We start from the raw sequence: 13,706 nt of genomic DNA on the forward strand, positions 1-13,706 counted from the left end.
GGAAGTGTCCTTTCGCGCGTGGGCACTTGCTCGGCTCACACCGGTTTCTTTACTTCCCAACCACGTTCGGGGTTCGGCACCACGTGGCGGTCCTTCTCACTCATGCCGACATGTATTCCGGTGGCAGGTGCCTCCGATGCGGTCGGCGGTCAGCGCGTCGTTCCTTGAGGTTCGTGGGAATCCCTCCGTACTACCGGCCGCGCAGCTCGGCCGGAACCGGAAGCCCCACGCCGTACGGGTGGGCGAGCGGCCGCAGCACCTCGCCGATCGGGCGCCGCGGGGTCGCCGGCAGCGGTGCCGCACCTTCGGGGAGGTATCCGATCCGCACGACGAGCTGGGGTTCCAATGCACCGCCGAGGACGCAGTCGCGGACCAGGCCGCGCGTGCTCGTCAGCTCCAAGGGCTCGGTGATCAGGCAGGACGCGAGGTTCAGCCGGGTCGCGGTCAGCAGCACCGCGCCGGCCGCTTCGCCCGCGCGGATCCGGTCGGCCGGTTCGTCGTTCCTGGTGGCGAGCACGGTCAGGACCGCACCGTCCGATTCTGCGGTGTCGGCGAGCTGTGCGTCGGCGAAGTCGCGGACGCGCGGTGCGGAGGCGACCGCCTGGACCGCGTTCTGCGCCGGCACACCGTCGGGGCTGTAGCGCCGGCCGCTCCAGGTCGCGAGTTCGGTGCCGTAGTCCGCGTCGGCCCGGTGCAGTTCCTGGGCCGCCACGGCCGCGCCGGTCAACGCCGACAGCTGCGAAGGGGCGTCGAGGAAACGCAACAGCGCGCCGTGGTCGGTGGCGCTCTTCGCGAGGAACACCTCGTCGCGCACCAGCAGCGGGCGCCCGGCGAACCGGCGGCGGTCCGACCGGCGGCGAGGGATCGCCGCGGCCAGGGCGATGTCGCCGTCGCGGGTGTCGTGCGGGACCAGCACGATCCGGGCCAGCACACCGGGCTCGGGCAGCCGCTCGATCCGGGCCGCCCAGCCGAGCGCGGCAGCCGCGACGGCGAAGTGGTGCAGCACGCATCCACAGCTGACGAGCAGGTCGCGCCCGTCGGGATCGGTGTTCCGCAGGTGACGGCCGGCGTCGGCGCGCAGCTCGGCCGTGCGGCCGCTGAACCGCCAGTCCCAGGGCTGGGTGTTGTGCACCGACGGTGCGCGGACAGCCAGTGCGATGGCCGCCCTCACCGTGTACGCGTCGGGTAGGTACTGGTCCATCGCTTCCTCCTCGGATCGAGTTGTCTCCATGCTCGCCGGGGCGACGGCGGCCTCCCAGAGCCGAAGTGCTTCGCCCCCCAGGCCGGGGTTGAGGCCCTTGGACTCTTTTCCGCTCGCGGCGGGCGGCCGACCCTGGACGTCCGATCCGTCCGCCGGGAGGAAGCCGTGCCGCACCCGACCGATCCGCTCGCCCACGCGGAGAAGGCCAGCCCGTCGAGGCTGCGCGAGGTCGCGCTGCTCGCGGCGGTCCTGGTCCTCGTGGCCGCCGGCGGAGCCGCGTGGTGGGCGGGCGCGGACACCGCCGCCAACGTCGTGTGGGCGACCGCGGACGCCGTCACGCTGGTGCCGGCGGTGGTGTGGGTCGCGGCCGACTTACGCGCCCGCCGCTGGGGTGCCGACCTGCTCGCCGTCCTCGCTCTGGCGGCCACCGTGGCGGTCGGGGAGTACCTGGCCGGCGCGATCGTCGCGGCGATGGTCGCCACCGGCCGGGTGCTGGAGGCCGGTGCGAGGCGGCGGGCGAGCCGGAACCTCACGGCGCTGCTGGACCGCGCGCCGCGCGTGACCCACCTGCGCACTGAAACCGGGCACGAGACGGTGCCGGTCGACGTCGTGCGGCCCGGGCAGCTGATCGTCGTGCTGCCGGGCGAGGTGGTGCCGGTCGACGGCGTGCTTCCCAACGGCGGCACCTTCGACGAGTCGGCGCTGACCGGCGAGCCCCTGCCGGTGTCCCGGCCCGCGGGTGACACCGTCCACAGCGGAGTGGTGAACGCCGGGGCAGCGGTCGAGGTGCGGGCGAGCGCGGCGGCCACCGACAGCGCTTACGCCGGTGTCGTGCGCCTCGCCGAGCAGGCCGCGGCCCGCACCGCGCGAGTGGCCCGGGTCGCCGACCGCGTCGCGATTTGGTTCCTGCCTGCGTCCCTGCTGATCGCCGCGCTGGCCTGGGCACTGACCGGGGAAGCCGGGCGCGCGGTCGCCGTGCTGGTGACCGCGACGCCGTGCCCGCTGCTGCTGGCCGTCCCGATCGCGGTCACCGGCGGTATGTCCCGGGCGTCGAAGGCGGGCGTGGTCGTCAAGGACGGCGCGGCGCTCGAAGCCCTGGGCCGGGCCGCGGTGCTGCTGATGGACAAGACCGGCACCGTCACGCGGGGCCGGCCCGAGATCACCGACGTCGTCTGCGCGCCGGGCCACGACGTGACCGAGGTCCTCGAGCACGCCGCCGGGGTGGAGCAGTACTCGCCGCACGTGCTGGCCGCGGCTGTGGTGCGAGCCGCGGCCGCGGCCGGCGTCGGTCCGGCCCCGGCCGAGGACGTTTCGGAACAGCCGGGCTCCGGCGTCGGGGGCCGGGTCCGCGGCCGCCGGGTCAGCGTGGGCCGCCCGCCCTCGGGGACGGACCTGCCGGCCTGGGCGCTCGGCGCGGCCCGTCGTGGCCGGCTCGACCTCGCCTCCGTGCTGTGGGTCGAGTTCGACGGCGAGCCCGTCGCGGCGCTGCTGGCGAAGGACCCGATCCGGGCCGATGCCGCCCGGACGATGCGCCGGCTGCGTGCGGCCGGGATCGGCGAGATCCGGCTGCTCACCGGCGACCGGGTGGACAACGCGCGCGAGGTGGCCGCGATGCTCGGCCTCGATGCCGTCCACGCCGAGGTCACCCCGGCGGAGAAGGTTCGAGCGGTCGAAGCCGCGAGCACGTTCGGGGTGACCGTGATGACCGGGGACGGCGTCAACGACGCGCCCGCGCTGGCCGCCGCGGACGTCGGTGTCGCGCTTGGCTCCCGGGGTGCCACCGCGGCGGCGCAGGCCGCGGATGCGGTGATCCTCGACGACCGGCTGGACCGGCTCGCCGACGCCGCGGAGATCGCCCGCCGCTCGCGACGGCTCGCGGTGCAGAGCGCCGTGGCCGGGACACTGCTGTCGATCGTGGCCATGCTCGCCGCTGCCGGGGGCTTCCTGGTGCCGGTCGCCGGGGCGCTGGTGCAGGAGGCCATCGACGTCGCGGTGATCTTGAACGCGTTGCGCGCGCTGCGGGGCGCGAAGCCCGGCGGCCCGGCACCGGCCGGGCTGGTCCGGCGGTTCGAATCCGAGCACGAGCGCCTGCTGCCCGCACGGATCGCGGTCCGGCAGGCGGCCGACGCGCTGGCCGGCGGCGCGACGCCGGCCGCGGACCAGGCCGCCCGCACGGCGGCACGGCTGCTGACCGAGCAGTTGCTGCCGCACGAAGAGGCCGAGGAGTCCGAGCTGTACCCGGCGCTGGCCCGAGCGCTGGGCGGCCTCGAGGGCACGGTCACGATGAGCCGCGAGCACGCCGAGATCGGCCGGCTCGCCCGCCGGCTGGGGCGGCACCTCGCGGAGGCGCCGGACGGGATCCAGCCCGACCAGGTCGACGACCTCCGGGCCACGCTCTACGGGCTGGACGCCGTGTTGACGTTGCACTTCGCGCAGGAGGAGGAAGCGTATTTCACGCTTCCGTCGGCCTGAGCGCACCGGCGGACCCTGCCGGCTGGGCGCCCGGACAGAAGGTGGCTCGCGTGCTCCCGCGTGCGGGCGCGGGAGGGCCGCAGCGCCTCCGACGAAAGGACCAAAGGCCCCAGCGGCGCCGACGTCCGGCCGCAGCCCGCTGCGAGTCCGGTTTCGTAGCGTCGAGGTATGGCCCACAAGAACAAGGCGCGGATCCCGCGGCCGGTCTACGAGCAGGAACTCCTGCGGCTGCAGGCAGAGCTGGTGAAGCTCCAGGAGTGGGTGCGCCACGAAAAAGCTCGCCTGGTCGTGGTGTTCGAGGGCCGGGACGCCGCCGGAAAGGGCAGCACGATCAAGCGGGTCACCGAGCACCTGAACCCGCGGGTGGTGCGGATCGCCGCGTTGCCGAGCCCGACCGAGCGAGAGCGCACGCAGTGGTACTTCCAGCGCTACATCGAGCACCTGCCCGCGGCCGGGGAGATCGTGTTGTTCGACCGAAGCTGGTACAACCGCGCCGGCGTCGAGCGTGTCATGGGGTTCTGCACCCCCGAGGAGCACCGGCGGTTCCTGCAGCAAACCCCGATCTTCGAGCGCCTGCTCGTCGACGACGGCATCCTGCTGCGCAAGTACTGGTTCTCCGTCAGCCTCGACGAACAGGAACGACGGTTCCGGGCCCGGATCGACGACCCGATGCGCCGCTGGAAACTCTCGACCATCGACTTGCAGTCGGTGACGCACTGGGAGGACTACTCGCGGGCGAAGGACGACATGTTCGTGCACACCGACACCGCCGAATCGCCCTGGCACGTAGTCGAAAGCGAGGAGAAGCGGCGCGGGCGGCTGAACATGATCGCGCACCTTCTCGCCAGCGTGCCCTACTCCGAGGTGCCCCGCCAGGCGGTCTCGCTACCGCCGCGCCCAGAACCGACCGGTTACTTCCGGCCGGACCGGCGATTGCAGACCTACGTTCCCGACCACGCGGCGACCCTGGTGCCGCGCTGAACCGAGGAGAAAACCATGGACGACAAGGAAAAGGCCGCCATCGAAGCCGAAGCGCGGCGTGAGATCGCGGAGCGCGGACGCCACGGTCCCAAGCTGGGGGCGTACCTGTACGCGGTCGAACACCACGCGATCAAGGAGAACGAGGAGGACGTTGTCCCGGCCGCCGAGGACGAGCCCCGGCGGCCGGTGGGGGAGCCTCAGTCCTGATCGGTGCGCGCGTAGGCCGCGAGCGCCCGCTGCCGGGCGTTCGCGGCCACTGTGCGGACCAGGGCGGTGTGCACGGACCCGATCGCGGGCCGTGCGACGCGCCAGTAGCGGCGGAACTTCAGCCAGCTCTCCGGGTCGGTCATCGCGACCCTCGTGTGCACGGTCAGCAGCGTGCGGTGCGGGCCGTACGGGAGAACCGCCACGGCCATGACGATCTTGCCGTAGCCGGGTTCCCCGAACCCGGCGAAGTCGTCGGCTTCGACGCGCCGCCACGGGATCACCGGCTTCCAGAACTTGCCCGCGACGCCGAGGGCGAACTCGCTGCCCGGCCGGTCGCCGAGGAGGACCCACTCCGAGTCGGCGTCGAGGTCGTCGGGGGTCAGCCGCGTCGGCCGCCGTGGCGGGCCGTGCCGCCGGTTGTGCCGGCGCTCGGGCAACGTGCGCACCCAGCCGGCGACGGAGACGATCCCGCCGCGGACATCGGTGAAGTCGAGTTCGCGTGCGGCGGCGTAGGTCTCCTTCACCGGCGCGTCGACGATCGCGGTGCGCACCAGCTCGAAGTGCGGGTGCGGGAGGAAGTGGTCGATCAAGAGGTCAGGTCCGGTCATCGTCCCAGCGTCGGCGAACGTCGCCGGAGAAGGCAGGCGGATTTGGTCCCCGGTGAAAGGGACTTCGTGCTCTGACCGGTGAGTACGCCCGCACGTCATGCTGGCCGCAAGAACACCGCGATGGCAGGAGGAGTCCGATGAGTGCAACCGCGACCCGGCCGGTGGTCGCCGGGGTGGACGCCTCGGCGGCCTCGCTCGCCGCGATTCCTTGGGCTGCAAGGGAAGCGGCGTACCGCGACACGACGTTGCGATTGGTGCACGCCTGCGTCTTCGAAGGGGCGCCACCCAGGGCGCACGAGTCGGAACTGCTGCTCGAGCACGTCCACCGCGCGCTCCGCCGCGGTGCCGAGATAGCCCGCGAGGCGGCTCCGGGAGTTCGGCTCGAGACGCACGTCCGGCTCGGTCTAGCGGTCGACCTGCTGCTGGCCGAGTCGGCCGGTGCGGGCCTCGTCGTCCTGGGCTCCCACGGGCTGGGTGGTCTGCGGGGTGCCCTGATCGGCTCGGTGGCCCTGCGGGTCGCCGCAGAAGCCGCGTGCCCCGTGGCGGTCGTGCGGGGGCACGCCCGTCCGGGTGGTCCCGTGGTCGTCGGGCTGGACCCGACCGAGTCGAGCGAACACGCACTGCAGTTCGCACTCGACGAGGCCTCGGCGCGCCACGCGCCGGTGCTCGTCGTGCACGCCTTCCCCGACGGCACCGAGGCCACCGAACAGCGGGGCCTGGAAGCGCGCGTCGCGACCTGGGCGCGGAAGTACCCGGCGCTGACGATCTCTTCCCACGCGGTGCGGAACCGGAACCCTTCGCACGCCCTCCTGGAGGCGGCGCCCGCGGCCCAGCTGATCGTCGTCGGCACCCGTGGCCGCGGTCCGGTCGCCGGCGGGGTGCTGGGTTCGACCGGGAACGCCCTGCTCGCGCACGCGGCCTGCCCGGTCGCGGTCGTGCACTGAACCGAAGTGAGGAACCGCCATGAAGGCACGCGACATCATGACGAGGCCGGTCGTGCGGGTCGGCCCGGGAACCCCGGTCCGCGAAGCCATCGTAATGCTCACCGAACACTGCGTCGCCGCCCTGCCGGTGGTGGGTGAGGACGACGCGGTGCTCGGTGTGTTCACCGAGGCAGACGCCCTTCGCAGCGGTGTCGCCGGGAAGGGCCCGGCGCCCGACGTCCTGGTGTGCTCCACGATGACGTCGCCCGCCGAGACGGTGGGCCTCGACACCGACGTCACCGAGATCGCCCGCCGCATGCTGGGGGACCGGCTGCGCAGCATCCCGGTGGTCGACGACGGCGTGCTCGTCGGCATCGTCAGCCGCCGCGACATGCTCAGCCCGCTGGTGCGCCAGGACGACTCGATCACCTCGCACCTCAACGCCCTGCTGTCCGACTACGCCGGTCATCGTGACCGGTGGACGATCTCCGTCACCGGCGGCATGGTGACGATCCGGGGTGCGTTCACTGACGAGGCCGAGCGCCGCGTCGTGACCGCGTTGGCGAAGACGGTCCACGGTGTGGTCGGCGTCGAGCTCTGGGAAGAGACCTCGGTGACTTTCGGCGAGTCCCGCGGGGCCGTTGGCCCCTAAGCCGGACGGCCCGGCCGCGCGAGGCTTGGAGCATGAGAATACTTGTCGCGGTGGCCAGCCGGCATGGCGCCACCAGGGAAATCGCCGAGAACATCGCCACCGCGGCCCGCACCGCGCTGACCGACGCCGGGGTGTGGTCGGAGGTCGAAGTCCGGGACGCGAGCCTGGTGACTTCGGTCGACGGCTTCGACGCCGTGGTCCTCGGGTCCGCCGTCTACATGGGACACTGGCTCGACCCGGCCGCGAAGTTCGCGGAGACTTTCGCGGACGAACTCCGCCGCGTTCCGGTCTGGGTGTTCTCCAGCGGACCCGTCGGCGAGCGGGGCGACCCGGCCGACGAACCGGGCAACGCCGCCGACGTGGTCATGCGGCTCGGCGCCCGGGGGCACCGGCTCTTCGGTGGCAAGCTCGACCGTCACTCGCTGCACCTGCCGGAACGCGCCATGGTCGCTGCCCTGCGGGTCAAGGACGGCGACTACCGCGACTGGCCGTCGATTCGGGCCTGGGGCCGGGAGATCGGCGTGAGCCTGGCGACGGCCGAAGTGGCGGGGACCGCGTCATGACCACTCCGAGCAGTTACCCGGTCCGGGTCGAAGCGACCCTGGACGAACCCCTTTCCCGCGGGCTGTGGCTGGTCAAGTGGCTGCTGGCCGTCCCGCACTACGTCGTGCTGGCGTTCCTGTGGTTCGCCTACCCGTTCGTCACGATCGCCGCGTTCTTCGCCATCCTCGTGACCGGCCGCTACCCGCGTCCGCTCTTCGAATTCACGTCCGGGGTGCTGCGCTGGAGCTGGCGGGTGCAGTACTACTCCTACGCCGCGCTCGGCACCGACCGGTACCCGCCGTTCACCTTCGCCGACGTTCCGGATTATCCGGCCCGGCTCGAAATCACCTACCCCGAAAAGCTTTCGCGCGGCCTGGTGCTGGTGAAGTGGTGGCTGCTGGCCATCCCGCACCTCGTGATCGTGGGCCTGTTCGCCGGCGGCGGCAGCTGGCTGCTGTTCGGCAACGGCAGCGACGACGGCTTCAACTGGGCGGCCGGTGGTCTCGTCGGCGTGCTGGTGCTGGTCGCCGGGGTGGTGCTGCTGTTCACGGGCCGCTACCCGCGGCCGATCTTCGACTTCGTGCTCGGCATGGACCGCTGGGTCCTGCGGGTCGCGGCCTACGTGTCGCTGATGACCGATGAATACCCGCCGTTCCGGCTCGACATGGGTGGCACCGAAGCCGGCCACGAGCCACCCCACCCGCAGCCGCACCCGGTCCGGCCGGGAAGCTGGACCGGCGGGCGGATCGCCGCCGTGGTGTCCGGGGCTTTGCTGGTACTCGGCGCGATGGGCCTGCTGACCGGCGGCGGAGCCGCGCTGTGGGCCGACCGCACCCAGCGCGACGCCGACGGCTACCTCACCGGTGCCACGACGCTGGTGGCGAGCGGCTACGCGGTCACGACCGATCCGGTGCAGCTGCCCGGCGCGCCGGACGCCGTGGCGGCCATCGGCGACGTCCGGATCCGCGCCACCGCCATCGACGGCCGCCCGGTCTTCGTGGGCATCGGCCGATCCGCCGAGGTCGCCGGCTACCTGGCCTCGACCGAATACACGACGGTGGGCGGGGTGGCCGACAACCGCGCGAGCGACCGGGTGCACCCCGGCGGCGCGCCGGCCACCCCGCCCGGCGACGCCGGGGTGTGGACCGCGGCCGCGGCCGGGCCGGGCGCGCAGAGCCTGTCCTGGCCGGCGGGTGACGGGCAGTGGACCGCCGTCGTGATGAACGCCGACGGCTCCCGCGGGATCTCCGTGCGCGCCGAAGCCGGGGCGACCGCACCCGGGCTCGGCTGGATCGCCCTCGGCCTGCTGATCGCCGGCGCCGTGGTGCTGGCCGCCGGTGCCCTCCTGATCGGGATCGCCGTCCACCGCGCCTCGCGGCGACCGGGTACCCCCACCATCCCCGAGCCGTCCACTGTGGACATGTGAGGAAGGAACCACCATGCACGCACAGCCGGGCGACTTCCCCGGACCCGATGCGGAGGTGCTGACCGCCGCCGAGGAGCAGGCCGCAGAAGAGCGGGCCCGCGCCCGCCTCGACCGGGTTCAGCAGCTCATCCACGAGGAGGACAGCCATGTCCGGGTTCACTGACGGCGCGATCGTCGCCGGGATCGACGGCTCGTCCTCGGCGGTGCAAGCTGCCGTCTGGGCGGGCGCCGAGGCCCGCCACCGCGGCCGCCCGCTTCGCCTCGTCCAGATCTACGCGCTGCCGCCGGTGAAGGCTCCGGTCGCGTTCGGCACACACGAGCAGGTCCGCGCCGGGCTGGCCGAGCGAGCCGAAGGCTGGCTGGCCGAAGCGCGGGACGCGGTCTTGGCCGAGCACGCCGGTCTCGACGTCACCACCGCCGCCCGGGAGTGGAGCCCGGTCACCGCTCTCGTCCAGGAGTCGCAGCACGCCGAACTGATCGTGCTCGGCTCACGCGGGCTGGGCGGCTTCACCGGCCTGCTCGTCGGCTCGACCGCCGTCGCCGTGGCGGCACACGCGCACTGCCCGATCGTGGTGGCCCGCGGCCGGACCCTGCACGACGCGCCGCCGGACGCCGGACCCGTGCTCGTCGGCGCCGACGGCTCGCCCGACAGCGAGGCCGCGATCGCGTTCGCCTGCGAAGAGGCGCGGCTGCGTGGCACCGGCCTCATCGCGGTGCACACCTGGAGTGACGTCCTCGCGGACGGCATGCTCCGGGCGCACCCGCTGCAGGAGGATCCGGCGAAGATCGCGGCGGAGGAGCGCGTCAAGCTGGCCGAGCAGGTGGTGGGCTGGCAGCGGAAGTACCCGGACCTGGTGATCGAGCTCGAGGTCACCCGCGGGCGCCCGGTACAGACGCTGCTGGAACGCGGCGAGCACGCGCAGCTGATCGTGGTCGGCTGCCGCGGCCGCGGCGGGTTCACCGGCATGCTGCTCGGCTCGACGAGCCAAGCGCTGATCGCGCACTCGCCGTGCCCGGTGGCGGTCGTCCGACCTCAGCAAACCGGCAGCGGGACGTGACCACCCTGCGGACCCGCGCCACGATGCGCTTGCTGGCCACGTTCGAAACTCTGTTCGCCGCGAGCGCGGTGTACGGCGGCATCTCGCTCGTCGCCGGCGCGCCGGGCTTCACGATGCCGGTGGCGTGGCTGGCGCCGCTCGGGCTGACCAGCTGGGTGCTGCCCGGGATCGCACTGGCACTCGTCATCGGCGGGACGCTCGCCTGGGCGTCGGTGTTCGCGTGGCGGGCCGACTTCCGCGCGCCGAGTGCCGCGCTGGCCGCCTGCGCGGTGCTCACCGGCTGGCTGGCGATCCAGTTCGCCGTGATCGGCGTGCGCGCTCCGGTGCAGTGGGTGACCGCCGGGCTGGTGGTCGTCCTGCTCGGGCTCGCGCTGCTTGCCCGGCGCCGGTTGGCAGCGTCACGACCACAACGGTCCCAGGGGGACGTGATCGCGCGAAGGACGTAAGTCCTCCCGACCGGTGACCGACGCCAGCGGTGAACCGGGTCCCCCCTTCCTAGGTTGGGAAGTGACACGAAAGGAACCCCCGATGCGCGCACGCGACCTGATGACCGCGCCGGTGATCACCGTGCACCCGTGGACGTCCGCCAAGGAGGCGGCCGAGCTGCTGTCGATGCACGGCTTCACCGCCCTCCCCGTGGTCGACGATGACGACCGGCTGATCGGCATCGTCACCGAGGCCGACCTGATCCGCGGCCGGATCCCGGTGGATCCCCGGCACGTCCACGAGCACCACGAAGCCACGTCCGCGGGCAAGACGGTGGGGGACCTGATGACCAGTCCCGCCACCGCGATGAGCACCGGGACCGACATCGCCGACCTCTGCCAGGCGCTCGTGGACGCCCGGATCCGCGCGATGCCCATCGTCGACGGCTCGGCGGTCGTCGGCATCGTCACCCGCGGTGACATCGTGCGCGTGCTCGCGCGGGAGGACGTCGACATCGCCCGGGACGTCAAGCACCGCTTGGAGATCTACGGCGGCAGCGGCCGCTGGCACGTCGACGTCCGCGATGGCTGCGTGCACATCACCGACCAGTTCGACGACGACACCGACCGGCACGTCGCCGAGCTGCTGGCGCTGGCCGTGCCCGGTGTCGTCGCCGCCGACACCGCGTATGCGGGTGAGGAGCAGACACGATGAGCACCACCGAACCGAGGATCACCGTGGGCGTGGACGGCTCGGCGGGGTCGACCGCCGCCGTCGTCTGGGCGGCGAACCTCGCTTCCCGGCGCCACCTGGAGCTGAAGATCGTGCACGGGCTGCAGGTCGCCGGTCTGTACTACGGCGGCGGGATGACCGGAATCGGCGCGGCGACGCTGTTCGAGGCGGTCCAGGCGGACGGCGAACGCGCCATCGCCGACGCCCGCGCCCTCGCCGCGTCGATCGACAAGGACCTGGTCATCGTCACCGAGCTGCCCAACGATCCGCCGGTGCCGATGCTGATCGACGAGTCGCGACACGCGCGGCTGCTCGTCGTCGGCCGGACCGGGACCGGGGGGTTCGCGGACATGCTCGTCGGCGGCACCGCGGCTTCGGTCGTCGCCCATGCGCACTGCCCGGTCGCGGTGGTCCGCGGTCGGCAGAAGTCCACGGTGGTCCCGGAGACGGGACCGGTCGTGGCCGGCGTCGACGGCAGCCCGAACAGCGAACAGGCCATCGCCATCGCGTTCGAAGAGGCGTCGCTGCGGGGTGTGCCGCTGGTCGCGGTGCACGCCTGGAACGACGTCACCTACGACGACACCCGTGGCACCGCCCGCATCCTCACCCAGCCGGAAAGCCTCGAAGAGGACGAGCAGCGGCTGCTGACCGAGCGGCTGGCAGGCTGGCAGGAGAAGTACCCCGACGTCGAGATCAGCCGGAAGCTGGTCCGCGACCGGCCGCGGCACGTCTTGCTCGAGGCGAGCGAAACCGCGCAGCTGGTGGTCGTCGGCTGCCACGGGCGTGGAGGTTTCACCGGGATGGTGTTGGGTTCGACCAGCCAGGCGCTGGTCCAGCACGCTCAGTGCCCGGTGCTCGTCGTCCGCCCGGATCGGAAGTAACCGCGCCCGGCGCCCGGCTCGCGATGCTCGGCCGCACTCGCCCGGCATCCTCGCCCACCACTTGAACGCCATGCTCGTCACCGGACCGTCGCCGGCGTGGAGGCCGACGTCGAGGTCCCACCGCAGCGCGGTGTCACCGCGGGGTGAACCGTCCATGCCGACGACGAGCAAGCGGCCAGTGGGAGTACTCATGATTTGCCTTCCTTCCTCGGGTGTTGCCGCGATCGTGCGTCCGGCGTCCGGTTAGGGGACGAATTCCGCTGGAGCGGGGGACTTTGTGCTCCGGTGCCGGTCCCGCGGCCGCGGCGACCATGGGGAGGGCGGAGCGTCCGACTCCGCGACGGGAGTGATCGCGATGACCGCCGCCGCACCGGCCGCACTGACCACCGAGCAGATCGGTTTCCTCGCGCGGGCGGTCAGCCGCGCGCCATCCGTGCACAACAGCCAGCCGTGGCAGCTGGGCGTCCGCGGCACCGAGGTGGACCTCCTGGAACGGCCCGGGATCGAGCTGTGCCGGCAAGATCCCTTCGGCCGGGACCGGATGCTGTCCTGCGGTACTGCGCTGACCGACCTCGAGCTCGCGGTACGCGCACTCGGCCGGGACTGCCACGTCGAGTACCGCGGTCGGGCAGACGTCGTGGCGACCGTGACGATCGGCCGCCCCCGCCCGGCCTCGCCCCGGGACTTCGCGCTCTACCACGCCATCGCCCGGCGCCGCAGCCACCGGCGCGCGTTCTTCGGCAGCCGGGTGCCCGAAGGCGTTCGCACGGCGGTGGCCGCGTCCGGAGAGACCACGGGCGTGCACGTCGTCGAACCCGGCCGGCTGGACAAGCTGGCCGAGTTGCTGGGCTTCGCCACGCGTGTGCTCCGTGAAGACCGCGGTTACCAGCGCGAGCTGGAGCTGTGGACGGCGCACACGCACGGCTGGGGAGCGATCGGCGACGGCGTTCCCGAGGACGCCATGAGCCCGGAAGCCCTGCCGGTGGCGGGACTCGTCCGCCGGGACACCCCGGTCCCGGACGACGTCGTGCTCGCCGAGCGGCTGGCCGCGGAGAACCTCCTGGTCGTCTGCACCGACGGCGACGCGCCCGCCGACCACCTCGCAGCCGGTGCGGCCCTGCAGCGCATCTGGCTCACCGCCACGGCGAAGGCACTCGTGGGCTCGGTACTCACCCAGCCGCTGCACCTGACCGGCTTCCGGGCACGCCTCGTTTCGGAACTGGCGCTCCCGGGTGTCCCGCAGGCCATCTTCCGCTTCGGCTACCCCGCCGTCCCGGCGGCACCGTCACCCCGGCTTCCGCTCGGCGAGGTGGTGCCCGGCGGCCCCACGGGAGGACTCCGATGAACCCGCACACGCGACCTCGTCTCGGCTGAGCACCGCACGGTCCCGGAGGTCACCCGATGAGCGCGATCGAGATTCGCGGCTTGCAAGGTCCTTCGGGCCCACCCCTCGGTTGGCCGTTGACCACGCGGACCGTGCTGGTGTTCGGGATCGCGGGCAGTGTGATCGCGCTGGTGACCCCTGATCCGGGCGGCCGTGCGGAAACCGCGCTGACCTGTCCGCAGACATCCGGCGGTCGCCGCCAGAGCCTGAAG

The 13,706-nt window shown here is 72.8% G+C and carries 15 protein-coding genes; 13 read left to right on the forward strand and 2 right to left on the reverse strand.

The window, feature by feature from the left end:
* Positions 1 to 190: 190 nt before the first annotated feature.
* Positions 191 to 1,201 carry an Acg family FMN-binding oxidoreductase gene (locus AA23TX_RS32745; protein WP_155546593.1) on the reverse strand — a complete coding sequence of 337 codons (1,011 nt, stop codon included), beginning with the start codon at positions 1,199 to 1,201 and terminating at the stop codon, positions 191 to 193.
* A 165-nt stretch (positions 1,202 to 1,366) separates the two neighbouring features.
* Here AA23TX_RS32745 and AA23TX_RS32750 point away from each other — a divergent pair, with 165 nt between their 5' ends.
* The 3 genes from AA23TX_RS32750 to AA23TX_RS32760 all read left to right on the forward strand — a co-directional run bounded on the left by AA23TX_RS32750 (position 1,367) and on the right by AA23TX_RS32760 (position 4,861).
* A complete protein-coding gene (locus tag AA23TX_RS32750) occupies positions 1,367 to 3,673 on the forward strand; it encodes a heavy metal translocating P-type ATPase (RefSeq protein ID WP_230862828.1) in 2,307 nt (768 codons plus the stop codon).
* A gap of 168 nt (positions 3,674 to 3,841) precedes the next feature.
* Positions 3,842 to 4,654 (forward strand): polyphosphate kinase 2, encoded by an 813-nt coding sequence (gene ppk2, locus AA23TX_RS32755; protein ID WP_155546594.1) that lies wholly within the window; start codon positions 3,842 to 3,844, stop codon positions 4,652 to 4,654.
* A gap of 15 nt (positions 4,655 to 4,669) precedes the next feature.
* On the forward strand, positions 4,670 to 4,861 hold the full coding sequence (locus AA23TX_RS32760) for a hypothetical protein (protein WP_155546595.1): 192 nt from the start codon (positions 4,670 to 4,672) through the stop codon (positions 4,859 to 4,861).
* On the opposite strand, the gene AA23TX_RS32765 is transcribed toward AA23TX_RS32760, so the two are convergent.
* Positions 4,852 to 5,469, reverse strand: a complete 618-nt coding sequence (locus AA23TX_RS32765; RefSeq protein WP_230862829.1) for a hypothetical protein — start codon at positions 5,467 to 5,469, stop codon at positions 4,852 to 4,854. The genes AA23TX_RS32760 and AA23TX_RS32765 overlap by 10 nt on opposite strands.
* Before the next feature lie 137 nt (positions 5,470 to 5,606).
* Between AA23TX_RS32765 and AA23TX_RS32770 the strand changes: the two genes are divergently transcribed.
* The 10 genes from AA23TX_RS32770 (at position 5,607) to AA23TX_RS32815 (ending at position 13,455) form a co-directional block, all read left to right on the forward strand.
* On the forward strand, positions 5,607 to 6,413 hold the full coding sequence (locus tag AA23TX_RS32770; RefSeq protein ID WP_155546596.1) for a universal stress protein: 807 nt from the start codon (positions 5,607 to 5,609) through the stop codon (positions 6,411 to 6,413).
* A gap of 19 nt (positions 6,414 to 6,432) precedes the next feature.
* Complete coding sequence (locus tag AA23TX_RS32775) at positions 6,433 to 7,044, forward strand: CBS domain-containing protein (RefSeq protein ID WP_155546597.1); 612 nt, start codon at positions 6,433 to 6,435, stop codon at positions 7,042 to 7,044.
* Between the two features lie 50 nt (positions 7,045 to 7,094).
* Positions 7,095 to 7,607: a flavodoxin domain-containing protein gene (locus AA23TX_RS32780; RefSeq protein WP_230862830.1), complete on the forward strand. Its 513-nt coding sequence runs from the start codon at positions 7,095 to 7,097 to the stop codon at positions 7,605 to 7,607.
* The gene (locus AA23TX_RS32785; protein ID WP_155546599.1) at positions 7,604 to 9,013 is read left to right on the forward strand and encodes a DUF4389 domain-containing protein; all 1,410 of its coding nucleotides are present in this window, start codon (positions 7,604 to 7,606) and stop codon (positions 9,011 to 9,013) included. The genes AA23TX_RS32780 and AA23TX_RS32785 overlap by 4 nt, the downstream gene beginning before the upstream one ends.
* A gap of 13 nt (positions 9,014 to 9,026) precedes the next feature.
* A complete protein-coding gene (locus AA23TX_RS32790; RefSeq protein WP_196425629.1) occupies positions 9,027 to 9,176 on the forward strand; it encodes a hypothetical protein in 150 nt (49 codons plus the stop codon).
* Positions 9,160 to 10,071, forward strand: a complete 912-nt coding sequence (locus AA23TX_RS32795; protein WP_155546600.1) for a universal stress protein — start codon at positions 9,160 to 9,162, stop codon at positions 10,069 to 10,071. Before AA23TX_RS32790 ends, AA23TX_RS32795 begins: the two co-directional genes overlap by 17 nt.
* On the forward strand, positions 10,068 to 10,517 hold the full coding sequence (locus tag AA23TX_RS32800; protein ID WP_155546601.1) for a hypothetical protein: 450 nt from the start codon (positions 10,068 to 10,070) through the stop codon (positions 10,515 to 10,517). Before AA23TX_RS32795 ends, AA23TX_RS32800 begins: the two co-directional genes overlap by 4 nt.
* Positions 10,518 to 10,599: 82 nt before the next feature.
* Entirely contained in the window at positions 10,600 to 11,211 is a 612-nt protein-coding gene (locus tag AA23TX_RS32805) for a CBS domain-containing protein (RefSeq protein ID WP_155546602.1), read from the forward strand.
* Positions 11,208 to 12,110, forward strand: a complete 903-nt coding sequence (locus AA23TX_RS32810) for a universal stress protein (protein WP_155546603.1) — start codon at positions 11,208 to 11,210, stop codon at positions 12,108 to 12,110. Before AA23TX_RS32805 ends, AA23TX_RS32810 begins: the two co-directional genes overlap by 4 nt.
* Before the next feature lie 355 nt (positions 12,111 to 12,465).
* On the forward strand, positions 12,466 to 13,455 hold the full coding sequence (locus AA23TX_RS32815) for an Acg family FMN-binding oxidoreductase (RefSeq protein ID WP_196425630.1): 990 nt from the start codon (positions 12,466 to 12,468) through the stop codon (positions 13,453 to 13,455).
* Positions 13,456 to 13,706: the final 251 nt, after the last annotated feature.

Source organism: Amycolatopsis camponoti, from assembly GCF_902497555.1.
In the GTDB taxonomy this organism is placed as follows: Bacteria; Actinomycetota; Actinomycetes; order Mycobacteriales; family Pseudonocardiaceae; genus Amycolatopsis; species Amycolatopsis camponoti.